Source organism: Brevundimonas sp. EU05-FHT14B11 (assembly GCF_058790835.1).
Genome location: NZ_JBYTCY010000002.1, coordinates 20,414 through 45,899, shown reverse-complemented (window position 1 = coordinate 45,899; position 25,486 = coordinate 20,414). Strand labels below are relative to the sequence as shown.

At 70.1% G+C, this 25,486-nt stretch carries 30 protein-coding genes; 7 read left to right on the top strand and 23 right to left on the bottom strand.

What is annotated here, in order from left to right:
- Position 1 precedes the first annotated feature (1 nt).
- The 4 genes from AC3WRV_RS07620 to crcB are packed head-to-tail and all read right to left on the bottom strand — an operon-like array spanning position 2 to position 3,456.
- A complete protein-coding gene (locus AC3WRV_RS07620) occupies positions 2-682 on the bottom strand; it encodes an HAD-IA family hydrolase (protein WP_291835367.1) in 681 nt (226 codons plus the stop codon).
- On the bottom strand, positions 679-2,013 hold the full coding sequence (locus AC3WRV_RS07615; protein ID WP_492312765.1) for a putative 2OG-Fe(II) oxygenase: 1,335 nt from the start codon (positions 2,011-2,013) through the stop codon (positions 679-681). The genes AC3WRV_RS07620 and AC3WRV_RS07615 overlap by 4 nt, the downstream gene beginning before the upstream one ends.
- A gap of 25 nt (positions 2,014-2,038) precedes the next feature.
- Positions 2,039-3,073: an RluA family pseudouridine synthase gene (locus tag AC3WRV_RS07610; RefSeq protein WP_492312764.1), complete on the bottom strand. Its 1,035-nt coding sequence runs from the start codon at positions 3,071-3,073 to the stop codon at positions 2,039-2,041.
- Positions 3,070-3,456, bottom strand: a complete 387-nt coding sequence (gene crcB, locus AC3WRV_RS07605; RefSeq protein ID WP_291835378.1) for a fluoride efflux transporter CrcB — start codon at positions 3,454-3,456, stop codon at positions 3,070-3,072. The genes AC3WRV_RS07610 and crcB overlap by 4 nt, the downstream gene beginning before the upstream one ends.
- Before the next feature lie 49 nt (positions 3,457-3,505).
- Between crcB and AC3WRV_RS07600 the strand changes: the two genes are divergently transcribed.
- A complete protein-coding gene (locus AC3WRV_RS07600) occupies positions 3,506-3,946 on the top strand; it encodes a DUF2214 family protein (RefSeq protein ID WP_492312763.1) in 441 nt (146 codons plus the stop codon).
- Positions 3,947-4,087: 141 nt separating this feature from the next.
- Positions 4,088-5,290, top strand: a complete 1,203-nt coding sequence (locus AC3WRV_RS07595) for a hypothetical protein (protein WP_492312762.1) — start codon at positions 4,088-4,090, stop codon at positions 5,288-5,290.
- 15 nt (positions 5,291-5,305) lie between these two features.
- Here the strand turns inward: AC3WRV_RS07595 and AC3WRV_RS07590 are convergent, their stop codons facing one another.
- From AC3WRV_RS07590 to AC3WRV_RS07565, 6 genes are all read right to left on the bottom strand, one after another.
- Positions 5,306-5,806, bottom strand: a complete 501-nt coding sequence (locus tag AC3WRV_RS07590) for a CC0125/CC1285 family lipoprotein (RefSeq protein ID WP_291835386.1) — start codon at positions 5,804-5,806, stop codon at positions 5,306-5,308.
- 68 nt (positions 5,807-5,874) lie between these two features.
- Positions 5,875-6,603: an RluA family pseudouridine synthase gene (locus tag AC3WRV_RS07585; protein WP_492312761.1), complete on the bottom strand. Its 729-nt coding sequence runs from the start codon at positions 6,601-6,603 to the stop codon at positions 5,875-5,877.
- Positions 6,600-7,022: a hypothetical protein gene (locus tag AC3WRV_RS07580; protein WP_492312760.1), complete on the bottom strand. Its 423-nt coding sequence runs from the start codon at positions 7,020-7,022 to the stop codon at positions 6,600-6,602. Before AC3WRV_RS07580 ends, AC3WRV_RS07585 begins: the two co-directional genes overlap by 4 nt.
- A gap of 52 nt (positions 7,023-7,074) precedes the next feature.
- On the bottom strand, positions 7,075-7,803 hold the full coding sequence (locus AC3WRV_RS07575; RefSeq protein WP_492312759.1) for a DUF72 domain-containing protein: 729 nt from the start codon (positions 7,801-7,803) through the stop codon (positions 7,075-7,077).
- 34 nt (positions 7,804-7,837) lie between these two features.
- Positions 7,838-8,290, bottom strand: coding sequence for a hypothetical protein (locus AC3WRV_RS07570; protein WP_492312758.1), 453 nt, complete (start codon positions 8,288-8,290; stop codon positions 7,838-7,840).
- A 67-nt stretch (positions 8,291-8,357) separates the two neighbouring features.
- Complete coding sequence (locus AC3WRV_RS07565) at positions 8,358-9,659, bottom strand: replication-associated recombination protein A (protein WP_492312757.1); 1,302 nt, start codon at positions 9,657-9,659, stop codon at positions 8,358-8,360.
- A 71-nt stretch (positions 9,660-9,730) separates the two neighbouring features.
- On the opposite strand from AC3WRV_RS07565, the gene AC3WRV_RS07560 reads away from it, so the two are divergent.
- Together AC3WRV_RS07560 and AC3WRV_RS07555 are read left to right on the top strand one after the other, a co-directional pair.
- Positions 9,731-10,153: a VOC family protein gene (locus tag AC3WRV_RS07560; protein ID WP_492312756.1), complete on the top strand. Its 423-nt coding sequence runs from the start codon at positions 9,731-9,733 to the stop codon at positions 10,151-10,153.
- 1 nt (position 10,154) lies between these two features.
- Positions 10,155-10,574 (top strand): VOC family protein, encoded by a 420-nt coding sequence (locus AC3WRV_RS07555; RefSeq protein WP_492312755.1) that lies wholly within the window; start codon positions 10,155-10,157, stop codon positions 10,572-10,574.
- A 537-nt stretch (positions 10,575-11,111) separates the two neighbouring features.
- Here the strand turns inward: AC3WRV_RS07555 and AC3WRV_RS07550 are convergent.
- From AC3WRV_RS07550 to AC3WRV_RS07540, 3 genes are all read right to left on the bottom strand, one after another.
- Positions 11,112-12,488 carry a trypsin-like peptidase domain-containing protein gene (locus AC3WRV_RS07550; RefSeq protein ID WP_492313591.1) on the bottom strand — a complete coding sequence of 459 codons (1,377 nt, stop codon included), beginning with the start codon at positions 12,486-12,488 and terminating at the stop codon, positions 11,112-11,114.
- A 69-nt stretch (positions 12,489-12,557) separates the two neighbouring features.
- Positions 12,558-13,874: a TCR/Tet family MFS transporter gene (locus tag AC3WRV_RS07545; RefSeq protein ID WP_291837083.1), complete on the bottom strand. Its 1,317-nt coding sequence runs from the start codon at positions 13,872-13,874 to the stop codon at positions 12,558-12,560.
- Positions 13,875-13,935: 61 nt separating this feature from the next.
- Positions 13,936-14,772, bottom strand: a complete 837-nt coding sequence (locus tag AC3WRV_RS07540; protein ID WP_492312754.1) for a helix-turn-helix domain-containing protein — start codon at positions 14,770-14,772, stop codon at positions 13,936-13,938.
- A gap of 77 nt (positions 14,773-14,849) precedes the next feature.
- Here AC3WRV_RS07540 and AC3WRV_RS07535 point away from each other — a divergent pair, with 77 nt between their 5' ends.
- The gene (locus tag AC3WRV_RS07535) at positions 14,850-16,247 is read left to right on the top strand and encodes a serine hydrolase domain-containing protein (protein WP_492312753.1); all 1,398 of its coding nucleotides are present in this window, start codon (positions 14,850-14,852) and stop codon (positions 16,245-16,247) included.
- On the opposite strand, the gene AC3WRV_RS07530 is transcribed toward AC3WRV_RS07535, so the two are convergent.
- The gene (locus AC3WRV_RS07530) at positions 16,244-17,485 is read right to left on the bottom strand and encodes an alkaline phosphatase family protein (RefSeq protein WP_492312752.1); all 1,242 of its coding nucleotides are present in this window, start codon (positions 17,483-17,485) and stop codon (positions 16,244-16,246) included. The genes AC3WRV_RS07535 and AC3WRV_RS07530 overlap by 4 nt on opposite strands.
- A 99-nt stretch (positions 17,486-17,584) precedes the next feature.
- On the opposite strand from AC3WRV_RS07530, the gene AC3WRV_RS07525 reads away from it, so the two are divergent.
- Both AC3WRV_RS07525 and AC3WRV_RS07520 read left to right on the top strand, forming a co-directional pair.
- Positions 17,585-18,496: an ABC transporter ATP-binding protein gene (locus AC3WRV_RS07525; protein ID WP_492312751.1), complete on the top strand. Its 912-nt coding sequence runs from the start codon at positions 17,585-17,587 to the stop codon at positions 18,494-18,496.
- Complete coding sequence (locus AC3WRV_RS07520) at positions 18,486-19,358, top strand: ABC transporter permease subunit (protein WP_492312750.1); 873 nt, start codon at positions 18,486-18,488, stop codon at positions 19,356-19,358. The genes AC3WRV_RS07525 and AC3WRV_RS07520 overlap by 11 nt, the downstream gene beginning before the upstream one ends.
- Positions 19,359-19,361: 3 nt before the next feature.
- On the opposite strand, the gene AC3WRV_RS07515 is transcribed toward AC3WRV_RS07520, so the two are convergent.
- From AC3WRV_RS07515 to AC3WRV_RS07475, 9 genes are all read right to left on the bottom strand, one after another.
- Positions 19,362-19,838: a GNAT family N-acetyltransferase gene (locus AC3WRV_RS07515; protein WP_492312749.1), complete on the bottom strand. Its 477-nt coding sequence runs from the start codon at positions 19,836-19,838 to the stop codon at positions 19,362-19,364.
- A 100-nt stretch (positions 19,839-19,938) separates the two neighbouring features.
- Positions 19,939-20,808: a hypothetical protein gene (locus AC3WRV_RS07510; RefSeq protein ID WP_492312748.1), complete on the bottom strand. Its 870-nt coding sequence runs from the start codon at positions 20,806-20,808 to the stop codon at positions 19,939-19,941.
- Positions 20,809-20,879: 71 nt separating this feature from the next.
- On the bottom strand, positions 20,880-21,260 hold the full coding sequence (locus tag AC3WRV_RS07505) for a DUF4180 domain-containing protein (protein ID WP_492312747.1): 381 nt from the start codon (positions 21,258-21,260) through the stop codon (positions 20,880-20,882).
- Between the two features lie 72 nt (positions 21,261-21,332).
- On the bottom strand, positions 21,333-21,752 hold the full coding sequence (rplQ, locus tag AC3WRV_RS07500; protein ID WP_291837102.1) for a 50S ribosomal protein L17: 420 nt from the start codon (positions 21,750-21,752) through the stop codon (positions 21,333-21,335).
- 108 nt (positions 21,753-21,860) lie between these two features.
- Positions 21,861-22,880, bottom strand: coding sequence for a DNA-directed RNA polymerase subunit alpha (locus AC3WRV_RS07495; RefSeq protein ID WP_492312746.1), 1,020 nt, complete (start codon positions 22,878-22,880; stop codon positions 21,861-21,863).
- A gap of 87 nt (positions 22,881-22,967) precedes the next feature.
- Positions 22,968-23,357 (bottom strand): 30S ribosomal protein S11, encoded by a 390-nt coding sequence (gene rpsK / locus AC3WRV_RS07490; protein ID WP_300292379.1) that lies wholly within the window; start codon positions 23,355-23,357, stop codon positions 22,968-22,970.
- Positions 23,358-23,366: 9 nt separating this feature from the next.
- The gene (gene rpsM, locus AC3WRV_RS07485) at positions 23,367-23,735 is read right to left on the bottom strand and encodes a 30S ribosomal protein S13 (protein WP_492312745.1); all 369 of its coding nucleotides are present in this window, start codon (positions 23,733-23,735) and stop codon (positions 23,367-23,369) included.
- Between the two features lie 110 nt (positions 23,736-23,845).
- A complete protein-coding gene (locus AC3WRV_RS07480; RefSeq protein ID WP_492312744.1) occupies positions 23,846-24,631 on the bottom strand; it encodes a TonB family protein in 786 nt (261 codons plus the stop codon).
- Between the two features lie 101 nt (positions 24,632-24,732).
- Positions 24,733-25,452, bottom strand: coding sequence for an energy transducer TonB (locus AC3WRV_RS07475; RefSeq protein ID WP_492312743.1), 720 nt, complete (start codon positions 25,450-25,452; stop codon positions 24,733-24,735).
- Between the last annotated feature and the right edge of the window lie 34 nt (positions 25,453-25,486).

Sequence of the window (25,486 nt, the reverse complement as noted above, 5' to 3'; positions counted from 1 at the left end):
ATCAGGCGTAGCTGCGGGCGAAGCCGTCCAGCACGACGTTCAGTTCGCCGAAGCTTTTGGCCACATGACGCGCGCCGCCGGCGATCTGTTCCTCGGCCGTGTGGAAGCCCCAGGCGACGCCCAGCGGCAGGACGCCGGCCTTGACGGCCATGGTCGCGTCGTGGGCGGTGTCGCCGATCATGACGGTCGAGGCCGGGTCGGCGTTGCAGGCGGCCATGGCGGCGTGGAGCATGGCGGGATCCGGCTTGCCCGGCCCGTCCTCGGCGCAGTGGGACGACAGGAAGATCTCGGCCCAGCCCTGACGCGCCAGGTTGCGGGCCACGCCGCGGCGGTTCTGGCCGGTGGCCAGCGCCAGGCGCCAGCCGTCGCGGTGCAGGCGGCGCAGGTGGTCCATGGCTCCGTCGTACAGCGGCTCCTCATGCCCCTCGGCGTACATGCGGTTGAAGCTGGCGCGGAAGCCGGCGACGAAGCGCGCCAGGCCCTCGGCGTCCAGGCCCGGCTCCAGCACCGCCATGGCGTGGTCGAGGGACAGGCCGACGATCATGCGGACGCGGTCATAGTCCGGCTCGGGCAGGCCCATGTCGCGCGCGGCCTCGCAGGCGGCGCGGTGGATGGAGGCACGGCTGTCGACCAGGGTGCCGTCGATATCGAAGACGGCGAGCGGGCGGGAGGAGAAGGTCATGCGGGTACGACGTCGAAGGCGATGGTCAGGCGAGGCCGATCGCCCGTGAACGGGACGGTGCCATGCCACAGATAGGAGGGGAAAAGCACCAGCTTGCCGGGCTCGGGCTTCTCGAAGCGCACGGGCGGGAAGACGTCGGGCGCGAAAGGCGCGCCGCCGAAGCCGAGCCAGCCCTCGTGGCCGCCCGCATCGACGGCGGCCGGCAGCTCGACATAGCAGGCCGAGGAGAGCCAGCCGTTGGGATGGACATGGGGGGCGTGGAAGCCGCCAGGCGCCAGCTGGACCGACCAGCAGCCCGCCATGCGCCAGGCGCCGGTGTTGCGCCTGCGCAGGGGATCGGAGCCGGCGCCCAGACCCGCGACATGGCGGGTGATCGGGCCCTGGACCGCGCCGAGGAAGGCCTGGATCACGGGATCGTCGCTGGCCTTCAGATCGACGGCGGTCTGGGTGCCGTGGCGCAGGCTCTGACCGACCGGATGGGTCCGCAGGCCGTGCAGCCGCCGCAGGGATACGGCCAGGTTGGCGAGGAAGGACGACAGGTCCGGCCAGCCCGCGGGCGTATCGATGACGTGGCCGCGCACGAGGTCGGCGTCGTACCAGGGGCGATCCGCCAGCCGGCGGGCGAGGCCGAGCAGGGACAGGACGCTCTGATCGGCCGGGACGCGTTCCGCCAGCGGCTCGATCACGGCCAGGGCCTCGTCCGCCTCACGCCGGGCCAGCCGCACCTCGGTCAGCCGCAGCCAGGCCCGCAGGTCGCCCGGCGCGAGGGCGACCGCCTTCAGGGCGTGGGTCAGGGCCTGGTCCGGATCGAAGGACAGGGCGGCGTGGGCGGCGGCCAGCTCGACCTCCGGATGGTCCGGTCCCGGCGCCCCGGTCAGGGTTCGCCAGACGGTTCGGGCGTCGCTGCCCGTATATTCCATCAGGGTGGCGCGCAGCAGGTGCAGCGCCCGGTCGGCGGGGGTCCGCGCCAGCGCCTCGCGCACCGGCGCCATGGCCGGCTCGCCGTCCGCGGTGCGCATCCAGATGAGCTGGGCCAGATCCCGGACGGCGTCGATATAGCCGGGCCGCCGCGTCAGCGCCTCGCGGAAGGCGGCGTCCGCATCGTCGTGCTTGTTCTGCGCCACCAGGGCGCGCGCCAGGACCAGCCAGGTTTCGGGCGCGTCGCCGCCTTTAAGAAAGGCGCGGCGGGCGGCGGCCTCGGCGTCCGCGGAGCGGCCCAGGTCGCCCAGCAGGGCCGCGAGATTGTGTTCCGCGACCGCACTGGTCGGGCGCGCGGCCACCGCCGCAAGGCGCTCGACCAGGGCCTGGGGATCTCGCGGCGACGGCGTCATTTCAGCCTGACGATGCTGTCGCGGCTCATCGCTGCCGCCTCACGCCCTCGAACGGGTCCTCCCCCGCCCCCTCATGCGGGTCGAAGCCGAAGTGGGCGAAGCCGGCCTTCATCTCGGGGCTCAGCGGCGCCTCGACGATCAGCTTGCCGCCCGACGGGTGGTCCAGCTCGATCCGGTGGGCGTGCAGCTGCAGCTTCAGTCCGCCCGACAGCTCCCTGGACTTCTCGTCGCCGTACTTCGGATCGCCGAGGATCGGATGGCCGATGGCGGCCATGTGGGCGCGCAGCTGGTGGGTCCGGCCGGTGAAGGGGCGCAGCGCCATCCAGGCGGCGCGGTGGGCGGCGCGGCTGATGGTGGCGAAGGCGGTCTCGGCCGGTTCGGCGCGCGGATCCTTGCGCTCGGCCGGGCGCATCATCTCGAAGTCGTTGATGCCGGTCTTCTTCAGCGGCATGTCGATCTGGCCCGCCGACGGCTTGGGGTTGCCGATGACGATGGCCCAGTAGGTCTTCTTGGCCTGACGGCGGGCGAAGGCGCCGGCCAGCCGCTTGGCCGCCTCCGGCCCCTTGCCCAGCAACAGGACGCCCGAGGTGTCGCGGTCCAGGCGGTGCACCAGACGCGGCCGCTCCATCCCCTCGCCCCAGGCGCCCAGCAGGCGGTCGACGTGGCGGCTGGTCTTGGTGCCGCCCTGCACGGCTAGGCCGTGCGGCTTGTTCAGGGCGATGACCATGTCGTCCTCGTAGATCACCAGCGACTTGGCGAAGCGGATGTCCTGTTCCGACAGGGTGTGGGCATCGCCCGCCTGACGCGAGGTGTCGTCGGGGATCGGCGGCACGCGCACGGCGGCGCCGGCGGTCAGGCGGCCTTCGGGCTTGATGCGGGCGCCGTCGACGCGGATCTGGCCGCTGCGGGCCATCTTCTGCACCTGGATGTTGGACAGGTGCGGCCAGCGCCGGCGGAACCACCGGTCCAGACGGATGCCGTCCTCGGCCTCGGCCACATAGATGGTCAGGACCTCCCGCTTGGGGGCCTCGGCGGGAGCATCGGGGGTCTCGTCGGTCAAAGTGCGGCTCCGAAAGCGCGGCGGGCCAGCATCAGGCCGAGGAACAGGGCGATGACCGAAGCGGCCACCGAAACGGCGACATAGCCGGACGCCATGGCGAACTGACGGCGCTCGATCATCAGGACCGTCTCCAGCGAAAAGGCCGAGAAGGTGGTGAAGCCGCCCAGCACGCCGACGGCGGCGAACAGGCGGAGAGTCTCGCCGTGGGCCCCGCCCCGGAAGGCCAGCCAGCCGGTCAGCAATCCCATCAGCAGGCCGCCGACGACATTGGCCGTCAGCGTCGGCCACGGCCACCCGGCCGTCGTGGGCAGCCAACGCCCCAGCCCGTAGCGGGCCATGGCGCCGAGCGCGCCCCCGGCTGCAACGATCAGAAAACGTGTCATGATCCGGGGCTTATAACCCCGTTTGCGGCATTGCGAAGGGAGACGCCTGATGACCGACCTGATCCTCGCCATCGTCCACCACATCCTGGTCTTCGGCCTTGTCGCCATGCTGGCGATCGAGCGGGTGCTGGCGGGCGCGCCGGTCGTCGACATCAAGCGGCTGTCCCGGCTGGACGGCGGCTACGGCGGGACGGCCACGCTGATCGTGCTGGTCGGGATCGGCCGTGCAGTCTGGGGCGGCAAGGGCTGGGCCTTCTACCAGGACAATCCCTTCTTCTGGGCCAAGATCGCGACCTTTGTCCTGATCGGCCTGATCTCCATCGGCCCGACGATGGCCTTCCTGCGCTGGGCGAAGGCCGCGCGGGCCGACGCCGGCTTCCAGCCCCTGATCGCGGAGCGCAAGCGGGTCGTCGGCGCGCTGAACCTGCAGGCGCTGCTGCTGGTCGTCCTGCTGGCGTGCGCCGCCGCCATGGCGCGGTACCCGTTCTGACCGAAACTTCACTTGCCGGACGACAGGGTTAACGGCGATACCCGAACGGCGGCGCTTCGCGTCGTGAGAGAACGCCGTCCGCCCGGCGGCGCGATCTGCCATAGTGCCGGGCAGCCAGACTCACAGGACCGCCGAAGCGCCATGTCGCACGACGATCACAACCACGCGCCCGACCCGCACGCCTCGCCCTTCGACGGGGGGCACGGCGGCCATGGGCATGACCAGCGCCTGCAGGCCGCGCCGAACCCGCCGCCGCCGGGCGCGCAGGACAGCCCGAACCGCGAGATTCCGCAGCCGACGTCGCACGCCTCGGCCCCGCCCCTGCGCAGCGCCGACGGCATCCTGCGGCCGATCCAGGACAGCGAGTATTTCTCGTACGACCCGGCCTCGGTGGCCGCGGTCTCGACCCACATCGACGAATATTTCAACCAGCCGCTGGACCTGTTCCCCTTCTGGGAGAGCGAGGGCAAGCCGGACCGCTTCCACGTCCTGTTCAGCCGCCAGATCGAGGAACGCTTCCCGGTCGACAGCGACATCCGCAAGCTGATCCACGACTACGGCCGCCGCGTCTTCCGCGCGCTGGTGGTGCACGTCTCGGTCAAGCGGGGCAGTCAGCTGGCCGCCCTGGCGGCCTTCACCCTGCTGGCGACGCTGGGGCCGACCTGGTTCTCGACCTGGACCGGCTCGCCGCCGATGGGGCTGGGCCTGGCCTTCGCCTCCATGCTGGCCGTGGTCGGCGTCTTCTGGGCCGCGCAGGCGATCCTGTTCATCCAGTACCGCTTCCAGCTGGAGAACGACTCCTACGAACTGTCGCGCGAGATCGTGACGCGGACGCGCGAGCTGCAGAACCTGTTCACCAGCGCCCGCGCCATGGCCGACCAGGCCGAGACCCAATACCAGATGGACGGCAAGGGCTGGGGCCAGCGCGCCCTGTACCTGACCCGCCTGACCATGTGGATCGGCGCGCGGATGGAGTACCTGGAGAAGTACGTCCAGATGGAGCTGTGGCGCGTCCGCCGCGAGCGCTACTGGATGCGCTGGGCGCAGCGGATCATGACGCCGCTGGTGTTCGTGGTCTGGCTGGTCCTGTTCCTGCTGGAGCCCGCTCCGGCCGACGCAGGCGCGTTCCGCGCCCTGCAGGCCGTGGCCGTCGCGCTGGGTCTGGGCGTCAGCTGGCTGTCCTACTTCCGCTGGCGCACGCCGGTGGCGGCCATCCAGGACAAGCTGGGCGTGGAGGGCTGGGTCCGGTACGCCTCGCTGGACGTCGACAACGCCGTGGCCGACCAGGTGCGGCGCGACAAGGAGCGGCTGGTGGAGTACCGGGCGCTAACGCGGGGGCGTTGACGCTGGGGCTAGCCCCTACCGCCGCAGCGCGTCCCGGACGCCGCGGGCGTCATAGGCTTCAGGCCGATCCGGGCGCTGGCCGCGGCCCATGACCACCTCCAGCGAGGTCGAGGTCGGGGACGGGCCGCTGAAGTTCAGGCCGACGCCGACGCCCACGCCGGACGAGGAATAGCGGCCATAGGGGCTGGAGTAGCGGCCGCCGCCGTAGCTGACGCCGACGCTGGGGCGCATGCCGCCCGCGCTGTCGGGACGGCCGTCGGTCCAGCGCTGGGTGACCTCGAACCAGTCATAGCCCTCGGCCGTGGTCAGCTCGGCCGCGCGCAGCAGGGCGTAGTCGGCCACCGGCCCGGGCGCGCCCACGCCGTTGTAGGTGACGCGGAAGCGGTTGGATTCGATCCGCTGTTCGGAATAGCCCTGCCCGTTCGGCCCCATCTGGGCGCCGTAGGGGGCGAGGCTGGCGCAGGCCGACAGGCCGAGACCGGCGGCGAGGACGAGGGGCAGGACAAGGCGCTTCATGACAGGCTCCGAGGCTTCCGGAGTTTAACCGTAGCGGGACGCAGTGGTTCCTGTCACGGCGGCTGACGCTACGAGAGCCCCGCCGCCGCCTTCAGCGTCTCGAAATCGTCCGGCAGCGGCGCTTCCACCGTCGCATAGCCCCCCGACGGGTGTGGGAAGACCAGCCTGGACGCATGCAGCATCAGCCGGGGAGCCGCGCGGCCGGCGAAGGTCAGGGCGCCGCCGTAGCGCACGTCCCCGGCCAGGGGTCGCCCGATCGAGGCCATGTGGACCCGCAGCTGGTGCATCCGCCCGGTGGCCGGGTCCAGCTCGACCAGGGCTCCGTCCTCCGAGGCGGACAGGGTGCGGTAGCGGCTCAGGGCGGCCTGGGCGCCCGGCGTGTCGGCGCTGACGGCGCGCATATAGCTTTCACGCCCGACCTCCTGTCGCAGCAGAGGCGTGTCGATGGTCCCGGCCCGGGGCTCGGGCGCCGCCGACAGCAGGGCCTGATAGGTCTTTTTGAACCGCCGCGCCTGCAGCGCCTTGCCGAGGAAGCCGGCGGCGGGCTTGGTGCGGGCCGCCAGGATGACGCCGGAGGTGTCGCGGTCGAGCCGGTGCACCAGCTCGGGCCGCTTGCCGTTCGAGCGCATGAAGGCCCACAGCAGGTCGTCCAGCGTATGCGCCTGGATCCGCCCGCCCTGGCTGGACAGGCCGGACGGCTTGTTGAAGGCGATGACGTGCTCGTCCTCGAGGATCACCCACGAACGGACGGCGGCGATCTCGTCCTCGGTCAGGGAAACGGGGGCGCGGGTGGTCACGAGGCGGGCTGGCGCGGCGTCCAGCGGATGCGCTCGAAGCGGGCGATCAGCCCGGTCACGACGCCGGTGATGATCCCGGCGAAGGGGCCGACGAACAGGGTGGCCAGCAGGATGCGGTGGGCGGCGATCACCTGTCCCCCGGCCTCGATCTGGAGGAAGGCCGACAGGCGGGCGTTCAGGTGCACCGCCCAGGCCATCAGGATGAAGGCCAGGGCGCCGGCGATCAGCGCCTTGTCCCGGCCCAGCGGGGCCAGCAGCAGCACGATGGCGGTTCCGTAGAGGAACAGGGCCAGCGCCTCCATCACCTGGGCCGAGCCCGCGCTGACGCGATAGCCCAGCAGCCACTGGGCGAGGACGCCCAGCCCGACGAGGCAGACGGCGGCGAGGGTCAAGGTGGGGCGCGGTGCGGTCAGGATCATGCCCGACCGCTTAGCACAGTCCGCCCCAGACCCAAGACCTGGGCCCAAGCCCTCAACGCCCGACCGCCTCCGCGACCGTCAGGGCATCGGAAAGCGCGGCGAAGGCGGCGGTGTTGTCGAAGATGCACCAGGTCGGCGCCGCGGCGCGCTCGGCCTCCAGCGTTCGCGCCATGCCGGCGAGGACCTCCGGCGGATAGGCGGAATAGTAGATCCGCGGCGCCCCATGCAGGCGGTAGTAGGTCAGGCCACGCCAGCCGCCTGGCCGGTCCGCGCCCACATGCGGCGCCGGGTCGGCGGCGACGCGGGCGATCCGGCGCTCGGCCAGCCAGCCGTCCATCTCGTTGGAGAACCAGTCGCGATGGCGGGGCTCCAAGGCGACGGGGGCGTCGAGCCGCTCCCGCACGGACTTGAAGAAATCCTCGACCATGGCTGCGTCGAAGCCGAGCGACGGCGGCAGTTGGACCAGCAGGACGCCCAATCGCTCGCCGAGCCCGGAGACCTCGGCCGTGAAGCGATCCAGCCCGACGTCCGGATCGGCCAGCCTCTGATCATGGGTCAGCAGGCGCGGAACCTTGACCGCGAAGCGGAAGTCCGGCGGCGTCGAGGCGGCCCAGCGCTCCCAGGTCTGACGGCGGTGCGGGCGGTAGAAGCTGGTGTTGACCTCGACCGCGTTCATGCCGCGGGCGTAGCGTTGCAGGTGCGTGCCCGGCGGCGGAAAACGGTCGGCGACGGCGGCCGGAACGCTCCAGCCCGCCGTGCCGATCCTGAGGTCGAAGGTCATGCTGGGGCAAGGCGCGAGCCCGCCCCCGGGTTCCTCAGCGCAGCACGCCGCGCTTGCGCATCGTCCAGGCGTACCAGGCCAGGAAGAGCGCGATGACGACGATCACCCACGGCATGTACTGCATGATCGCCATCGCCTCGGGCAGCGGCGGCATCGGATTCATCAGGCCGTGGACCAGGCTGACCACCGCGCCGAGAAGGGACAGGCCGAACGCCCAGACCGCCCAGCGACTACGCAGCAGCAGCAGGATCGAGCCGGCGACGGCGCCCCAGACCCCCAAGGCCCACGGCACATACATCCAGGTCGGCATGCCGATGAAATAGTCGATCATCGGCTGATCGAAGCCCGAGGCCCGCAGATAGGCCTCGCCCTGCGTCGTGGTCATGATGAAGTCGTAGCCGCCGTAGCCGCTCCACAGCAGCGACAGCACCCCCACCAGCCAAAGGTGCCAGGGCGTTTTCACGGTCATTGAATTGCTATCAGTCATGGTCCCCTCCCAAGGTCATGTGACGGCGGGAGAATGCTCCGAAACCGGCGTTACGGCAACGGTGAGACTATTCCTGCATCCGCGCCCGCATCTCGGCCCAGCGGTCCAGCCGTTCCTTGACCTTGGCCTCGTGGCCCTCGCCCTTGGGCTGGTAGAAGACGCGGCGTTCCATCTCATCGGGGAAGAAGTTCGCGCCCGAGAAGCCTTCCGGCGTCGAGGGGTCGTACTGGTAGCCCTTGCCGTAGCCGAGCTGTTTCATGAGCTTGGTGGGCGCGTTGCGGATGTGGGCGGGCGGCATGAAGGAGCCGGTTTCGGCCGCCGCGCGCTTGGCCGCCTTGAAGGCCTCATAGACCCCCACCGACTTGGGCGCAGTGGCCAGGTGGACCACCGCCTGGGCCAGGGCCAGTTCGCCCTCGGGGCTGCCGAGGAAGTCATACGTATCCTTGGCCGCATTGGCGACGAGCAGGGACAGCGGGTCCGCCTCGCCGATGTCCTCGACCGCCATGCGCACGATCCGGCGGGCCAGATACAGCGGGTCCTCGCCCCCGTTCAGCATCCGCGCCAGCCAGTAGAGGGCCGCGTCGGGGTCTGATCCGCGAACCGATTTATGCAGCGCGGATATGAGGTTATAGTGTTCTTCTCGACTCTTGTCGTAAGCGGGCGCGCGCTTCTGCAGGATGCCGGCCAGGGCCTGCACGTCCAGCGGCTCCACCCCCTGCAGGTCGAACAGCACCTCGGACATGGTCAGCAGGTAGCGGCCGTCTCCATCGGCCAAAGCCAGCAGGGCGTGGCGGGCTTCGGGCGTCAGGGGCAGGCTCTTGCCCTCCATCGCCTCGGCCCGGATCAACAGTTGATCCAGCGCCGCATCGTCCAGCCGCTTCAGCACATAGACCTGCGAGCGGGACAGCAGCGCCCCGTTCAGCTCGAACGACGGGTTCTCGGTCGTGGCCCCGACCAGGGTGACGATCCCCTCCTCCACGAAGGGCAGGAAGCCGTCCTGCTGGGCGCGGTTGAAGCGGTGGATTTCGTCGACGAACAGCAGGGTCGACTGCCCCGCGGCGCGGCGCATGCGGGCCGCCTCGAACGCCTTCTTCAGATCGGCGACGCCGGAGAAGACGGCGCTGATCTGCTGGAACTGATAGCCCGCGGCCTTGGCCAGAAGGCGGGCGATGGTGGTCTTGCCGGTGCCGGGCGGCCCCCACAGGATCATGGAGCCCAGGCGGCCCGCCTCGACCATGCGCCGGATCGGCCCGCCCTCGCCCAGCAGATGGTCCTGCCCGACGACCTCGTCGAGCGTCTGCGGCCGCAGGCGGTCGGCCAGCGGGGCGTCGGGGGGATGGATGCCGGAAGCTTCGAACAGGTCGGTCATGGACGCCCAGAGATAGGCGTTACCGTCGCGGTTTTCACGCGTTACTATGGCCGCGCACCAAGGAGAATGACATGGCGGACGCTCCGAAGCCCCAGGGACCGGCCACCGGCGTCAGCCCCCATCTAACCATCCCCTCGCGCGGCGGCCAGGCGGCGATCGAATTCTACCAGCGCGCCTTCGGCGCGAAGGAAGAGCGGCGCATGCTGGCCGAGGACGGCGAGCGGCTGATGCACGCCGCCCTGGTCATCAACGGCGCCAGCGTCCTGCTGGCCGACGAATTCCCCGAGTACAACGGCGAGCAGGACATCGTTCCGCGCGGCGTGACCCTGCACCTGCAGGTCGACGACGCCGACGAATGGTGGAACCGCGCCATCCTGGCCGGCGGCGTGCCGCTGTTCCCGCTGGCGGACCAGTTCTGGGGCGACCGCTACGGCCAGCTGAAGGACCCCTTCGGCCACACCTGGTCGATCGGGGCGCCGATCAAGGGCCGGTGAAATGACCTATGTCCCACCCGATCCGCCCGTCGTCCCCTATCTGATGGTCGACCGCGGACATGAGGCGCTGGACTGGTATGTGAAGGCCTTCGGCGGCCGCGAGACGGCGCGTTACGACATGGACGACGGCCGGCTGGGCCACGCCATGCTGGTGCTGGCCAACGGCGGGGCGATCTACCTGGCCGACGAATTCCCCGATCCGGACGGGACCATCGGCATGCGGTCTCCCGCACAGCTGGGCGGGACCGCCGTCACCGTGGCCCTGGCCGTCGATGACGTGGACGCCTGGATCGCCCGGGCCGAGCGCGAGGGCGCGACGGTGATCCGCCCCGCCGCCGACGAGTTCTACGGCCGGCACGGCAAGCTGCGCGATCCCTTCGGCCACGTCTGGTCGATCACAGGGCCGAAGCGCGACGGCTAGCGAATGGTCCCGGTCATGGTGCGGCCTTAGCGCCAGAAAATCTCAAAACGACTCGGAGCACCATGCATTGCATCCAGAGCTATACTGAATGGTCGTTTGAGTACATGTGTTTGGACCGATCTGCTTAGGATCAGAAGAGCATGCATCTATACGTGCCATGGCATTATCATAACAGAAAGATCGGCATCCGCTTTCGGTATTAGGGTACCAAATAGGCGGATGATCCCGGTAAGAGTACCCAGGGTGTTGCCAATCATCGCCCACACAGACTGACACGCCGCAATCTGGCGTTGGGAAATCGGGAAATTCTTGTGTCATCCCTGCTGTGAGCGACACCATAAAGATGCCGCACAACACCAGACGGGTTCGTAGTTTTGGGACGCCCATGTTCAAGTTCCTAGAGAGGCACCAACGCCAATCAAGCAACCTAAATTTGTTTCAATGCACACGTCAACCGATAGTGCAGCCCTCAACGAGCATGTCCGCCCGCCTTACGCGTCTGCGAATTACTGGCCGCCAAGGTAAGCTGTACGACGCCTAGCGAACGAGCAGTACGCCACGCTGTCCCTGACGCTCGACCGTCAACCGAACGCCTCGAGGGAGGTTCGCAACTTGGCCGATCGCGGTGACCGGCCGATCGTTTACCGCGAGGATTACGTCCCCTGCTCTCAGGCCGACACCGCGCCGGGCATAGCTGCCGCCGTCCACCTGACCGACGATGACGCCGGTGGAGAATGGATCCCCACCGAGACTGTCGGTCAAGGCGGGATTGAGCACCAACACCCGAGCGCCCGACAGGCCGCCCTGCTGGATCAGGGTCGCCTTGCCGGTGTCCGGGTCGCCGGGCAGCGGCGCGATGCGGGCGTTCAGGGTCTGGCGGCGGCCGTCGCGGACGACGGTGACCTCGACCGTCTCGTTCGGATCATGCAGGCCGACGCGGAAGTTCAGGCCGCCCTGGTCGTTGATCTCGGCCCCGTCCACGGCGGCGATCAGGTCACCCTCGCGGATGCCGGCCCGCGCGCCGGGACCGCCCGGCCAGACCTGGGTGACGACGACGCCCTGCGGGCGCTCCAGGCCCAGGCTGCGGGCGATGTCGGCGCTGACCGTCTCGCCCTTCACGCCCAGCCACGGACGCACGACGGTGGTCGCGCCGCCGACGGCGTTGTCGACCACCCGCTTCACCATCGAGGCCGGGATGGCGAAGCCGACGCCGGACGAGGTGCCCGAGCGCGAGAAGATCGCCGAGTTGATGCCGATCAGGTCGCCGTCCATATCGACCAGCGCCCCGCCCGAGTTGCCCGGGTTGATGGCCGCGTCGGTCTGAATGAAGGAGCCGCTGTCGGAGATATTGGTCTCGGTCCGGTTCAGGGCCGAGATGATGCCGTTGGTGACCGTCTGGCCGACCCCGAACGGATTGCCGATGGCCAGCACCAGGTCGCCGACCTGCTGCTCCTCGCGGTCGTCGATGTTGAGCACCGGCAGGCGTTCGTTGACGCCCTCCAGCTGCAGTACGGCCAGGTCGGAGCGTTCATCGCCCAGCACCACGCGGGCGTTGAACTCGCGCCGGTCGTTCAGGATCACGCGGATGGAGCTCATGCCGTTGACGACATGATAGTTGGTCACCACCACCCCGTTCGGCCGCACGATGACGCCCGAGCCGACCGAGCCGGTCTCGCGCTGGCCCGGCATGCCGAAGAAGGGATCGCGGACCTGCTGCACGCCCCGGGCGGCGATGTTGACCACGGCGGGGGCGGCGGCGCGGACCACTGGGGCGAAGCTGGACTTCACCGCCGTGGCGTCGCCGGGCACGACCCGGTTGTCGGAGAAGACTCCGTCCTGGGCCTTGGAGGTGTTGGGTTGTCCGCAGGCGGCGAGCGTGAGGGCGAGGGCGAGCGCGAGAGAGCCGGTCTTCATCGTCATCCGTAGCTGGTCAGGGAAAGACACGCCCTATTCCGCTCCGGATTTCGGGCCGGATCAAGGCGGTTAGGCTTGCGCCTCGGCCGCCTCCGTCCGCGACGCCTGCCGCGCCACGATCCAGCTGATCACGGCGGCCAGCAACAGGACCGCCCCCGCGATGTAGAAGGACAGGCCGGGATCATAGAGGCCGCCGACCAGCAGACGCGACGCCGGTCCATGGCCGGCCCAGCTCTCGATCCAGCGCGCCACGCTGTCGAAATGCCCGCCCGTGGAATGGGTGTAGACCCAGCCGAAGAACAGCGGCGACAGGACGCCCGCGATCGCGCCGACGCTGTTGTTGGCGCCTTGCAACTGGCCCTGCTCGTCCTCGCCGACGCGGCGGGTCATCAGGGCCTGCAGGGTCGGCATGGCGAGGCCCCACAGGGCGTTGGGCAGCATGGCGGCGACAAAGGCCCAGCCCGTGGGGGCCCATCCCATCAGGCAGATGCCGATGGTGCCGCCGAACAGGCCCAGCACCAGGGTCGGACGCTCGCCCAGCCGCTTGGACACCGGCCCGACCAGGACCCCTTGCACGACCATGTCCAGCAGACCGACCAGCGCCAGCAGGAGACCCACCTGCACCGGGCCCCAGCCGTAGCGCAGGGCCGCGTACAGCACGAACACCGCCGAGAAGACGTGGTGGGCGAAGTAGAGCAGGAAGTTCACGACCGCGAGCCCGGTCAGCTCGGCGTGGCGCTTCAGCAGGATCAGCGCGCCGACCGGATTGGCCCGCTTCCAGCTGAACGGCATCCGCCGGTCCAGGGGCAGGCTCTCGGGCAGGACGAACAGGCCGTACAGGAAGGCCACGCCGGACAGGACGGCGGCGAACCAGAAGGGCGCGCGCGGACCCAGCTCGCCCAGGAAGCCGCCCAGGACGGGACCCAGCACGAAGCCGCCCGAGAAGGCCGCACCGATCAGGCCGTAGGCCTTGGCCCGGTTCTCCGGCGCGGTGATGTCGGCCATGTAGGCGAAGACGGTGGTGAAGCTGGACGAGGTGATCCCGGCGATGATCCGCCCAGCCGCCAGCCACCACAGGTTCGGCGCCACCGCCATCAGCACATAATCCAGCGCCAGCCCGGCGCAGCTGATCAGGATGACGGGCCGGCGGCCGTACTTGTCGGACAGCGAGCCGATGATGGGCGAGCAGATGAACTGCATCCCCGCCCACAGGGCCACGAACACGCCGTTGATCCAGCCCGCATCGGCGTTCGAGCCGACGAACTCGACCACCAGCTGCGGCAGCACGGGGATGATGATCCCCATCGCGATGACGTCGAGCACCGCCGTCACCAGGATGAAGGCGATGGCGGCGCGGCGGACTTTCAGGTCGTTGAGGGCGTTCATGCCCCGGTGGATAGCGCTCCGGGCGTCCGGACGCCATCCGCACCGGTGCGGCGCCTCGCGATCAGATGAGGGTGTGCACCAGCCGGTCGCGGCTGGCGATCTTCGACGCCCGGTAGGCCGAGATCGTCAGGCCGGTGAGATCCATCAGGTCGCGGGCCAGATGGGAGTCGTCGGCGTATTCCAGACGGGCGTCGTCCTCGTCGCCCGCCGAGAGCCAGGGCGAGGGATGCAGGGTGCGCAGCAGGCGCTGAAGGCGGGCGATCCGCAGCACGCGCTTCGGCGACCAGCCGATCAGGCGATGGCAGCGCTTGTGCAGCGCGCGCTCGGAAATGCCGCATCCGCCCGCGATTCCGGCGACGGGGCCGCGGATGCGGTGCTGAAGCATGGCGTCCATCAGCGCCTCCGCGGGGTTCGGCTCCCCCGCCCGCCCCATCAGGACGCGAAGCCAGGCCTCCGCGGCGGCGATGCGGTCGGTCGCCGTCGGCGCCTCCACGATCCGGGACAGCCCGCGCCGCGCTTCGGGATCGAGAAGGGCGTCCAGATCCATGCGCCGGTCGGCGATCGGCCCCTCCGCCGCCCGGGCCAGCACCGCCGCGCCCCTGAGCGTCAGCACGGCGACGAAGGCGTGCATGGGCTGCTCGGTCCGGGACCACGGCGTGGTGGACGACGGCCCCCACAGGCCCACGCGCGGCGCGGTCGCCGCCGCCATCCCGCCCGTCAGATGGACATCGGCGCCCAGCATGATCTGGATCAGCGGGGCCGGCACGGGCAGTTCCCGCATGCCCTGAAGCGCGGTCAGGTCCTTCCGCTCGACGAAGGCCGAGACGAACGGCTGAAGGTCGGGCGACGCGGCCCGCGAGGTGAGCTCCATCCTGGGCGACGTCGGCAGGGCCAGCACGGGTTTGTCCGGTTCCGATTTGTACAGGAGATGATCCGGGGATGGCGCTAGCGTCAATCCAGCCGGAGACGCCGCCCATGATCCGATCCCTCGACCGACTGCTGTGCGTCTCCGCCATGACGGTGGTGACCGGCGTCTCGCCGGGCGACGCCTTCGCGGCCTCCCGCGATCCCCTGGCCGCGATGCGGGAAGGCGTTCAGCCGGGGTGCGCGGTCGCCGTGCTCGATCCGGCCGGGCCGAGGTTCGACGCGGCGGGCCTGACCGATCTGGAGGCCGCAACGCCGATCACCTCGCGCACGGGTTTCCTCATCGCCTCGGCGTCCAAGCAGTTCACCGCCCTGGCCGTCCTGACCCTGGTCGATGCGGGCCGGATCGAGCTGGACGCGCCGGCCGCCCGGTGGCTGCCGGACATGGCCGGGGCCCTGCAGGGGGCCACGGTGCGGCAGTTGCTGAACCAGACGGCGGGCGTGCGCGACCACACCATCCTGATGGCGCTGTCGGGCATCGAACGCCTGGGCGAGGCGCCGCCGGACGCGACGCTGGCGATGATGCGCGGACTGGACAGCGGCAACTTCGCCCCGGGAAGCCGCGCCGCCTATTCCAACGGCAACTATCTGATGCTGGCGCAGCTGGTGGAGCGGGTGTCGGGCCAACCCCTGGCGGACTACGCCCGCGAGACCCTCTTCGCCCCGCTGGGCATGACCGGGACCGGCTTCACGACCGAGGGGCTGACCGCCCACGGCTACCGGCGGCTCCGGGATGGAAGCTTCCGGATCGCGGACGACCAGCCGTCCCTTCCCGGCCCGGGCGGCCTTGTCACGACGGCGGAGGATCTGGCCCGCTTCGACGCGGCCTTCCGGGCCGGCCGCGGGCCGTGGACCGCGACGGTGAAGGCCCTGTTCGTCGAGCCCGGTCGTCTGACCGACGGCTCGGTCGCCGTCCTGCCCGAATTCGGAACGCCGTACGGCGCCGGGGTCGGGCTGGAAGACCGCGACGGCGTCGTGTGGCTCAGCCATGACGGCGGCTCGGAGGGCTTCCGCGCGGAATACGTCCGGCAGGCCGAAACGGCGGTCGGGGCGATCGTGCTGTGCAACCGCACCGACGTGAATCCGGGCGCGATCGCCGAAGCGCTTCTGGGTGTCCCCGCGACGGCGCCCTCGCCGCCCGCTCCATCAGCACCGCGTCCGGCGCCGGAGCCGACGTCCGAGACCGCGCGCGCCGGCCTGGTCGGGCGCTGGACCTCGGCGGAGACCGGCATCGACTATGACATCCGCCCGGCCGAGGACGGGGTCCGGGTCACGATCCGCTCTCCCCTGTCGCCCGAGCCGATCACCGAGGACTGGGGCGGATTGAGAGCGGGCGCCGACGGCGAGGTGGTCACCGGGCCGCTGCGCCTGAAAGCGGACGGGGACAGGCTGACGGTCAGCTTCGGACGACGGGTCGAGGCTCTCGTGTTTCGCCGGACGGCCTCCTAGCGCGCCATCGCGGCCTCGGTGTCCGCCGCACGGCCGTCGCCCGCCGGGACCGGGAGGTTCAACAGCCGGGCCAACAGGGGCTGGACGTCGACACTGTCCATCTCGGGCAGGCGGACGCCCTGCGCCAGGTCAGGTCCATGGGCGATGAACAGGGCGCGCATCTCGGGCGCCTGGTTGTCGAAGCCGTGCGCCCCGCCGCGAACCCGGGCCGGATCGACCCGCGCACGCGTGCCGATGATCCAGCCCGTCTCGGCCAGGCAGACGATGGCCGGGATGCGGGGGTTGGTTCCGTAGACCAGCCGGGCCGGGATCTCGCCCTTGCGCCAGCATTCCACGTGCGGCGAGGCGCCCAGAAGGGCGGCTTCGACCTCAGCCTCGCGGCCCGCGACGGGATCCAGGGTCGCCACAGGCCCGTGGCCCATGACGTTGAAGGCGGCGGCGTCGACCTTGTCGTCGAGGAAGACGACCCGTTCGCCCGAGATCGGCGCCATGCCGTGATCGGCCACGATGACCAGATCCGCCTCGATCCCCTGCTTCTCCAGCCCGTCCACCAGCGCCTTCATGGCGGCGTCGATATCGGCCAGCACCGCATTGGTCTCCGGGGCGTCGGGGCCGTACTCGTGCCCGGCGGTGTCCAGCACGTTGAAATAGAGGGTGGCCAGCTGCGGCCGCTCCGCTTCGGGCAGGCTGAGCCAGGCCAGCAGGATGTTGACCCGCGCCAGCGACGGCACCGTCTGCTCGAACGGCAGCCAGTAGGTCGGCCGCACGCCCCGGATCGGCGCCTCGGAACCCGGCCAGAACAGGGTGGCGGTGCGAAGGCCGGCGTTCTCGGCCGTCACCCAGATCGGCTCGGCGGCGTCGTACCAGACCCGGTCCATGACCTCCGCCCGGGCGCCCAGCGAGAAGCGCCGCCCCGGCAGGTTTGGATCGGTCATCGTGTTGTAGACGACGCCGTGGTGGTCCGGGTGCAGGCCGGTCGCCAGCGTATAGAAGTTCGGGAAGGTCACGCTGGGCCATGACGGGCGCATGCCGCCCTCGGCCTGGACGCCCTCAACCGCCAGTCGGGACAGGGTCGGGGTCAGCCCCCGCTCCAGATAGTCGGCGCGGAACCCGTCGATGCCGACCAGGATGACGGGCCGATAGGGCGCCTGCGCCGGAGCCGGGGCCTGGGCGTGCACCGGCAGACCGGCCGCCAGCGCGGCCGCGAGGGCGAGCAGGAACAGGGGACGCAAGACCATACTGGAGCTCCGCGGAAGGGACGGAGATTGCCTAAGCTTAATCTGCGACAGCACCACAACGCCTTGCCTCGGGCGGTCCACACGGCCAAGCTCCCTTCCATGAACGCTGTGATTGAAACCCGTGGGCTGACCAAGACCTACGGATCCGTGCGCGCCCTCGACGGGCTGGACCTGACCATCCCGAAGGGCGGGGTCTATGGCGTGCTGGGGCCCAACGGCGCCGGCAAGTCGACCCTGTTCCGCATCCTGCTGGGCCTGATCCGCGCGACGGACGGCACGGCCAGCGTGATGGGCGGCGGCGTCGGCGACGTGGGCGCCATGCGCCGCATGGGCTCGATGATCGAGACCCCGCGCTTCCCGCCCTTCATGACCGCCCGCCAGGTCCTGCGCTGGCTGGCGCTGGAGCACGGCGTCGGCGGCGAGACCGATATTCCCTACTGGCTCGAGCGCGTCGGCCTGACCCAGGCGGCGGACCGCAAGGTGCGCGGCTTCTCGGTCGGCATGATGCAACGTCTCGGCGTCGCCGCGGCGCTCATGAGCCGCCCCGAGTTGGTCATCCTGGATGAACCGACCAGCGGCATGGACCCGCCCGGCATCCAGGAAATGCGCGCCCTGATCCGCTCGCTGGCGACCGAGGACGGCGTCACCGTCGTCCTGGCCAGCCACCAGCTGCTCGAGGTCCAGCGCGTCTGCGACCGCGTGGCGATCCTGAACAAGGGCAAGCTGGTCCGCGAGGGCGCGGTCGGCGAACTGACCGCCGTCGGCGAACGCCTGCGGCTGGTCGGCACGCCGATCGAGAAGGTTCTGAGCGGGCTCAGCGTCACGGCGACCCGCGACGGCGACGCCGTCCTGGCCGATATCAAGCGCAGCGAGGGTCCGGCCCTGATCCGCGCCCTGGTCGAACAGGGCGTCGACATCCACGAGGCGCGCTGGGTCGGCACCGATCTGGAAGCCATCTTCTTCACCGAGACGGGCTCCGTGCAGACCCCGGAGGCCGATCATGCTGGCTGACGCCATTCGCGCGGAGAATTTCCGCCTCCTGAAGAACCGCACCACCCTGCTGTGGAGCACCGTCTTCGTGCCGGTCATGGGCCTCATCTTCGGCGCCGTCGGCATCTTCGTGATGAAGGCCAGCGAGGCCAAGATCACGTCCGACACCAAGATGCCGCCGCAGGTGCTGGAGCTGATGTCCTCCACCCCGATCAATGTGGTCGAGTCCATCGCGGAGAACGCCGGCAAGCTGGATAACCCGGCCCTGCTGCTGTTCGTCCTGATCGGCGCGGCGACGATCTACGCCGGCGACTACCGCTGGGAGACCTGGCGGCTGATCAGCGCCCGCAACAGCCGCGCCAACCTGCTGCTGGGCAAGCTGGCCGTGACGGCCATGCTGGCCCTGGCGGCCATGGGGCTGATGCTGGTCGGCGGGCTCTTCGAGACCCTGATCCGCGCCAGCGTCTTCACCCGTCCGCTCACCTTCGGCCTGACCGGCGAGCTGTTCGGCCAGTTCCTGGCCGGCCTCGGCCTGAGCTGGCTGCGCATCGTTCAGTTCACGATGATGGGCATGCTGGCCGCCGTGGTCACCCGCTCGCTGCTGGTCGCCCTGTTCGTGCCGCTGGTGGTGGGGGTCGCCCAGTTCTTCACGCCCCAGATCCTGGCCCCGATGGGCGTCATGCCCGACGCCTGGCTGTCGGTCCTGCTGAACCCGGGCGCCGCCATGGACGCCCTGAAGCTGGCTGTGATCCAGCCCGAGGGCGCCCCGCCTCTGCCCGACGGCATGCTGCTGAAGTCGGTGCTGAGCATGACCCTGTGGACCTTGGCGCCGCTGGCCGGCGCCCTGGCCTGGTTCAACCGGCAGGATCTGTCCAAGGAGTAGCGGTCAGAACCGCTTCTCCATCCACACATCGGCCCGGGCATAGGGACTGGGCCGAGGCGGCAGGTCGGTGAAGCCGAAGCGGCGATACAGGGCGATGGCGTGGGTCTGGGCCGTGTTGGTTTCCAGATAGAGGCGGGGCGCCCCGGCGGCCCGCGCCGCCGTCTCGCAGGCCTCCAGCAGGCGGTAGCCAAGGTTCAGTCCGCGTGCGTGCTCCAGCACCGCCATCTTGCCGACCTCGAAGCCGCCGTCGTCCATCGCCATCAAGGAGCAGCAGCCCACCGGCGTCCCGTCCTGCTCGGCGATGAAGATGTGGCCGCCCTTGCTCAGGATCGCCCCTTGAGGGTCCCCGAGCACCAGTTGGTCCTTGGCCTCCAGCACATAGCCGCCCGCGATCAGCCAATCCTCGTTCAGGGACCGCCACGCCTCCGCATGGTCGGGGCGGAAGGTCTCGATGGTGATCACGGCGTCGGCTGTCGGCATGGCGGTCTCCCTGCCTTCCATCTGGGAAGCGGGAGCGGACGGGAAAAGCCCCCTTCCCTACAAGCGCGACAGTTTGGGGGCGCGACAGTTTGGCGGCGTGTCAGCCGGCCTCGGCCGGGAGGGGCCAGCCTTCCCGCGCCCGGGCCGTGGCCGCGGACAGGTCGAGGGCGACCCCGCCCGCCGCCGCACAGGCTTCGGTCAGGTCGGCCGTCACCGCGAAGGTCGCCGAATCCCGCAGGATGGCGGCCAGTTCGCGCGGCCAGTCCACGGCGCGGCCTTCCGTATGCAGCCCTCCAGTCGGCACGAAGGCCTTCGGCGCCGCGGTCTCCGCCTCCGGCCTCGCCCGGACGCAGGCGAAGGCCTCGAACCGCCGCCGCGCCAGACCGGTCAGATGCAGCCGCCGCCGCTCGGCGACCGGATAGGCGTACTCGGCCCCCATCCGCACCAGACAGCCGCCGCCCAGCGCAGCCCGGCGCCGGTACAGGTCGGCGCGGATATGCTGGTCCGACGGCCAGCTTCCATCCGCCGCGGGGCGGACATGGCGGATGCAGGGATTGTATTCGGGCAGGGCGTCCGCAGCCCATGAGGCCGAGAAGGTCTGCGGCCCGCCGGTCAGGACCCGGTCCAGCCCGTCGGCCGCCGCGCCGGCCAGGGCGAAGGGCGCGATCGGCGCCGCCGCCGCATAGGCCCACCACGGCGCGTCCGGGACCTCGCGGGTTTCCAGCCGGATCACGGTCGCGGCGGGGAAGCAGGCCGGCTCCAGACGCGCCGAACAGATCAGATCGCCCGCCGTCACCGCGTCCTGAAGCTCGACCGCGCGCCCATCCGACAGATCGGCGCGATAAGCCTGCCCCTTGCGGACGTGATCGAGCACCCGGCGCGCGTCGGGGCGGTCGTACTGAAGGCTCTGCACCGGATAGCAGCCGGCCAGGCCCAGCACGGCCGCCAGGGCGACAAGACGGTTCCGCATCCGAGCTCTCCTTACGTGTCCGCCCAGCCTGCCAGAGCCCCGCTCCGGTCCAAGCTGTCGGCGGCGCGAGGTCAGGTTCCGTCAGGTTGGGCGGTCAGCCGGGCCTCCAGCGCCGCCAGGTCCGGAACGAACCACACCCGGCGGCCGGCGTTGGACTCGCGCACGAAGTCGCGCAGGGCGTCGCTGGCCTCGACCTCGGCCGAGATGTCGCCGACGATCGCCAGCCGGACCTGATAGGTGACGAATTTCTGGATCACCGCCCCGGCCAGACCCGTACGCAGACGCAGGAAGTCCTCGCCCAGCCGCGCCGTCGGCAAGACCAGCCAGTCCACTTCAAGACCCCACAGCCCGCCGATCAGGTCCAGCGCGTCGGCCTCGCGGGTGACGCGCGGTCCGGCGGCGTCGCACAGGAAGACCGTGCGGCCGCCCAGCGTTGTCATTTCGTCGGCCATGCCGAACTCCGTCCAAGAAAAAAGGCGGCCGGTTCGCACCGGCCGCCTTCTTCAGTGCCCCAACGAGGAAGCTTACGCTTCGTCGTCGCCCTCGATTTCATAGACCGGACCCGAGTCCAGGCCCTTGGCGTCCACGTCGCGATCGACGAACTCGATCACGGCCATGGCGGCGTTGTCGCCGTGGCGATAGCCGGCCTTCATGATGCGGATGTAGCCGCCGTTGCGTTCGGCGTAGCGCGGGCCGATCGTCTCGAACAGCTTGCCGACCTGCGGCACATCACGAACCTGGCTGATCGCCTGACGGCGAGCGTGCAGGTCGCCCTTCTTGGCGAGCGTGACCAGCTTCTCGACGAAGGGACGCAGTTCCTTCGCCTTGGGCAGGGTCGTCGTGATCTGCTCGTGCTTGATCAGCGACGCAGCCATGTTGGCGAACATCGCGGTGCGGTGGCTGGCCGTGCGGCCGAGCTTGCGATAGGCGGCGCCGTGGCGCATCGGGGTCTCTCCTACTCAACCCTGGTTTCCACGATACCGCGTGGACCTGGGGCTCTATCATTCTAACCGCTCCGCGATCCCGAAAGGGTCATGGGCGGAGGGTTGAAACTAGATCTGGTCGTCGAACTTCTTGGCCAGATCTTCGATGTTTTCGGGCGGCCAGTTCGGCACATCCATGCCGAGCGACAGGCCCATCGTCGCGAGAACTTCCTTGATCTCGTTCAGCGACTTGCGGCCGAAGTTCGGGGTGCGAAGCATTTCGCCCTCGGTCTTCTGGATCAGGTCGCCGATGTAGACGATGTTGTCGTTCTTCAGGCAGTTGGCCGAGCGGACCGACAGCTCCAGCTCGTCGACCTTCTTCAGCAGGGCCGGGTTGAACGGCAGATCGGGCTTGCCGTCCGTCGCTTCCACAGCCTTCTTCGGCTCGTCGAAGGTGATGAAGATCTGCAGCTGGTCTTGCAGGATGCGCGAGGCGTAGGCCACCGCGTCAACCGGCGAGACGGCGCCGTTGGTTTCGACTTCCAGCACCAGCTTGTCGTAGTCCAGCGACTGGCCCTGACGGGTCGGCTCGACGCGATAGGCGACGCGCTTGACCGGCGAGTACAGGGCGTCGACGGCGATCAGGCCGATCGGGGCGTCTTCCGGACGGTTGAACTCCGAAGCGACATAGCCCTTGCCGTTCTGGACGGTCAGTTCCATGCGCACCGAAGCGCCGTCATCCAGGGTGCAGATGACGTGATCCGGGTTCAGCACCTCGATGTCCGCGGGGACGTCGATCTGGCCGGCCGTGACGACGCCGGGGCCCGTGGCGCGCAGGGTCATGCGCTTGGGGCCTTCGGCGTGCATGCGCAGCGCCAGTTGCTTGATGTTCAGCACGATGTCGACGACGTCTTCCCGCACGCCTTCCAGCGACGAGAATTCGTGGACGACGCCGTCGATTTGAATCGCGGTCACGGCGGCGCCTTGCAGCGACGACAGGAGAACGCGGCGCAGGGCGTTGCCGAGCGTCACGCCGAAACCGCGTTCCAGGGGCTCAGCGACCAGGCGCGCCTTGCGCTGGGGGTCGGAGCTCGCCTCGATCTGCGGCTTCTCGGGACGGATCAGCTCTTGCCAGTTTCGTTCGATCATGGGTGTCCCTCGGTACGGAGTTCGCCGGCCCCTCGCTCCTCGTCAGGGGCGCCAGGACCGGCGGAGATATAGTCGGCTACGGTACGCTTAGACGCGGCGGCGCTTGGGCGGACGGCAACCGTTGTGCGGCATCGGCGTGACGTCGCGGATGGTCGTGATGGTCATGCCGGCGGCCTGCAGGGCGCGCAGCGCGGATTCACGGCCGGAACCGGGACCCGAGACGTTGACTTCCAGCGTCTTCACGCCGTGTTCGCTGGCCTTCTTGGCCGCGTCTTCAGCAGCCATCTGGGCCGCGTACGGGGTCGACTTACGCGAACCCTTGAAGCCCATGTGACCGGCCGACGACCAGGAAATCGCGTTTCCCTGCGCGTCGGTGATGGTCACCATCGTGTTGTTGAAGCTGGCGTTCACGTGGGCGACGCCCGACGTGATGTTCTTGCGCTCGCGCTTCTTTACGCGACCCGGTTCCTTGGCCATCGTTATCTCTTACTTCTTCTTGCCGGCGATCGGCTTGGCGGGACCCTTGCGGGTGCGGGCGTTCGTGTGGGTGCGCTGGCCGCGGACCGGCAGGCCCTTGCGGTGACGCAGGCCGCGGTAGCAGGCCAGATCCATCAGACGCTTGATGTTCATCGACGTCTCGCGGCGCAGGTCGCCCTCGACGGTGTGATCACGGTCGATGGTTTCGCGGATCTGCAGCACTTCGGCGTCGGTCAGTTGATTGACGCGACGGGCGGCTTCGATGCCGACCTTACCGGTGATGTCCTTGGCGGCCGCCGGGCCGATGCCATGGATGTACTGCAGCGCGATTTCGACGCGCTTGTTGGTCGGGATGTTGACGCCAGCGATACGGGCCACGAAGCTCTCCAGATACGCGTGTGCGGACGCAATAAACGCTCCGGTCAACAGACCAGGAGCGTGACGCGCCCTTCGCGGAAGCGGGCCTTATACAGGGGATTCAGCTTCCGTCAACGGGTTGGTTGCGCCTCGGCCTGCGGCGGGGGCGTGAAAAAGATGACGATATCCTCGCGGTGGGACGACTTCACCCGCCCGTTCACGGTCGGAGGCTGCCGCCGCATCAGCCGGACCGCCTGCAGGGCCGCCATGCCGAATCCCTGCCCGCCGGGGCTCTCCGAGCGCACCCGGCAGCGTTCGATGCGGGTGCTGGCGTAGGTCACGCAGTTCAGCACGACCCGGCCCGACAGCCTGCGGTAGGCGGCGTCGCGCGGATAGTGGGCGTCGCGCTCGGCCGCGGTCAGGGTGCGCACCCAGCGCGAGGGGCTGTCGCCCGCGCCCGCGGCGTCCCCCGAACCGGTTCCGGAGCCGGCTCCCACGCCGCCGCCCTCGCCCGCCTGGGCCCCCGCCGCGCCCTGCAGCGCGCCCGACGGGGCGGCCTCAGGCTGAATCGCGGCCTCGAGGCCCGGGTTCAGGGGCGGGATCAGGGTCTGGGGCGCCGGCTCGATCGGCGCGGTCAGGCTGTCCGGCTCGGGCGTGGAGTCCAGCGGGACATGGACGGAGGACGGCGTGGCCTGGCGGGCCGAGGCCTCGGTCGTCTGCGTGGCGGCGTCCGGCTGGCCGCCGCCTCCGCCGGGGAACAGCATCACCTCGATGGCCGGGATCTCGGGTGGGAACACCCCGGCCCGCTCCAGCGCCAGCCAGAGGAAGGCCAACAGGTGCAGGATGAGGACGATCAGAAAGGCGGTGTAGCGCGAGCCGCGCGACGTCCTGGGCGGCTGGTGATCGATCACGAGCATGGCGGCGCCCCTCTCCCGTTCCGGCTCCCACCGGCACTATCCGCCAGTTTTGCGTGCGGGCAACCCCCTTCGTCGAACCGCAGTCTTCCGACAGCCCGGCGTCAGGGCCAGATCACCCCGATGGTGATGCGTCCCCCGGCGACGGGCTGGCCCGAGGCGGCGCGGGCCGGGCGAATGCGGAAGCGGCTCTCGGCGATGCGGACCGCCACGGCGCCGAACCCCTGCCCCGCCGGCCGCTCGTCAACCACGCGGCAGCCCTCCACCCGCTCGTCAAGGCGGATCACGCAGGTGACGGTGACGTCGACCCCGCGCGCCCGGCGGCGCAGTTCGCGCGGGGTGTCCTCGAAGATCTCGCGGGCGCTGGCCCCCTTCAGGATGATGGGGCCGACGCCCGAGCCGGGCCCGTCCCCGGCGCCGACGCCCGTCCCTGCGCCCGTCCCCTGCCCGCCCTGCCCCATGCCCGGCTCGGCCGAGGCGATCGGGGCCACGCCGACCGTCAGGGCGGGCTCGGGCGCCGGCGTGACCGGCGCGGGCAGCTCTGGCGGGACGTCGGGCGGGCGCGGCGTGACGTGGACGCGCGAGGGTGCGGCGGGCGCCCCTCCTCCCTGGCTGCGCACCGGCTGTTCCGGAGGCGGCGGCGGAGGGGGCGGCGGAACCGTCGGGCGGAACAGGATGACGTTCAGCGGCGGCGTGGGCAGGACCAGCGGCCCCGTCGGCCCGCCCCGGCCAATGAGAACGGCCACGACCAGATGAGCCGCAAGAATGCTCGCGGCGATGCCGGCGTTGCGGACCCGGCGGTCCTTCAGGATCGGATGTCCCATCTTCACCGGCGTTCTATGCCACATGGCACATGAA

What these genes read in the sequence shown, in the direction of transcription:
- AC3WRV_RS07620 (WP_291835367.1), bottom strand. Translation starts at nt 682, where the DNA reads ATGACCTTCTCCTCCCGCCCGCTCGCCGTCTTCGATATCGACGGCACC.
- AC3WRV_RS07615 (WP_492312765.1), bottom strand. Translation starts at nt 2,013, where the DNA reads ATGACGCCGTCGCCGCGAGATCCCCAGGCCCTGGTCGAGCGCCTTGCG.
- crcB (WP_291835378.1), bottom strand. Translation starts at nt 3,456, where the DNA reads ATGACACGTTTTCTGATCGTTGCAGCCGGGGGCGCGCTCGGCGCCATG.
- AC3WRV_RS07600 (WP_492312763.1), top strand. Translation starts at nt 3,506, where the DNA reads ATGACCGACCTGATCCTCGCCATCGTCCACCACATCCTGGTCTTCGGC.
- AC3WRV_RS07595 (WP_492312762.1), top strand. Translation starts at nt 4,088, where the DNA reads ATGTCGCACGACGATCACAACCACGCGCCCGACCCGCACGCCTCGCCC.
- AC3WRV_RS07590 (WP_291835386.1), bottom strand. Translation starts at nt 5,806, where the DNA reads ATGAAGCGCCTTGTCCTGCCCCTCGTCCTCGCCGCCGGTCTCGGCCTG.
- AC3WRV_RS07580 (WP_492312760.1), bottom strand. Translation starts at nt 7,022, where the DNA reads ATGATCCTGACCGCACCGCGCCCCACCTTGACCCTCGCCGCCGTCTGC.
- AC3WRV_RS07575 (WP_492312759.1), bottom strand. Translation starts at nt 7,803, where the DNA reads ATGACCTTCGACCTCAGGATCGGCACGGCGGGCTGGAGCGTTCCGGCC.
- AC3WRV_RS07570 (WP_492312758.1), bottom strand. Translation starts at nt 8,290, where the DNA reads ATGACTGATAGCAATTCAATGACCGTGAAAACGCCCTGGCACCTTTGG.
- AC3WRV_RS07565 (WP_492312757.1), bottom strand. Translation starts at nt 9,659, where the DNA reads ATGACCGACCTGTTCGAAGCTTCCGGCATCCATCCCCCCGACGCCCCG.
- AC3WRV_RS07560 (WP_492312756.1), top strand. Translation starts at nt 9,731, where the DNA reads ATGGCGGACGCTCCGAAGCCCCAGGGACCGGCCACCGGCGTCAGCCCC.
- AC3WRV_RS07555 (WP_492312755.1), top strand. Translation starts at nt 10,155, where the DNA reads ATGACCTATGTCCCACCCGATCCGCCCGTCGTCCCCTATCTGATGGTC.
- AC3WRV_RS07550 (WP_492313591.1), bottom strand. Translation starts at nt 12,488, where the DNA reads ATGAAGACCGGCTCTCTCGCGCTCGCCCTCGCCCTCACGCTCGCCGCC.
- AC3WRV_RS07545 (WP_291837083.1), bottom strand. Translation starts at nt 13,874, where the DNA reads ATGAACGCCCTCAACGACCTGAAAGTCCGCCGCGCCGCCATCGCCTTC.
- AC3WRV_RS07535 (WP_492312753.1), top strand. Translation starts at nt 14,850, where the DNA reads ATGATCCGATCCCTCGACCGACTGCTGTGCGTCTCCGCCATGACGGTG.
- AC3WRV_RS07530 (WP_492312752.1), bottom strand. Translation starts at nt 17,485, where the DNA reads ATGGTCTTGCGTCCCCTGTTCCTGCTCGCCCTCGCGGCCGCGCTGGCG.
- AC3WRV_RS07525 (WP_492312751.1), top strand. Translation starts at nt 17,585, where the DNA reads ATGAACGCTGTGATTGAAACCCGTGGGCTGACCAAGACCTACGGATCC.
- AC3WRV_RS07520 (WP_492312750.1), top strand. Translation starts at nt 18,486, where the DNA reads ATGCTGGCTGACGCCATTCGCGCGGAGAATTTCCGCCTCCTGAAGAAC.
- AC3WRV_RS07515 (WP_492312749.1), bottom strand. Translation starts at nt 19,838, where the DNA reads ATGCCGACAGCCGACGCCGTGATCACCATCGAGACCTTCCGCCCCGAC.
- AC3WRV_RS07510 (WP_492312748.1), bottom strand. Translation starts at nt 20,808, where the DNA reads ATGCGGAACCGTCTTGTCGCCCTGGCGGCCGTGCTGGGCCTGGCCGGC.
- AC3WRV_RS07505 (WP_492312747.1), bottom strand. Translation starts at nt 21,260, where the DNA reads ATGGCCGACGAAATGACAACGCTGGGCGGCCGCACGGTCTTCCTGTGC.
- rplQ (WP_291837102.1), bottom strand. Translation starts at nt 21,752, where the DNA reads ATGCGCCACGGCGCCGCCTATCGCAAGCTCGGCCGCACGGCCAGCCAC.
- AC3WRV_RS07495 (WP_492312746.1), bottom strand. Translation starts at nt 22,880, where the DNA reads ATGATCGAACGAAACTGGCAAGAGCTGATCCGTCCCGAGAAGCCGCAG.
- rpsK (WP_300292379.1), bottom strand. Translation starts at nt 23,357, where the DNA reads ATGGCCAAGGAACCGGGTCGCGTAAAGAAGCGCGAGCGCAAGAACATC.
- AC3WRV_RS07480 (WP_492312744.1), bottom strand. Translation starts at nt 24,631, where the DNA reads ATGCTCGTGATCGATCACCAGCCGCCCAGGACGTCGCGCGGCTCGCGC.
- AC3WRV_RS07475 (WP_492312743.1), bottom strand. Translation starts at nt 25,452, where the DNA reads ATGGGACATCCGATCCTGAAGGACCGCCGGGTCCGCAACGCCGGCATC.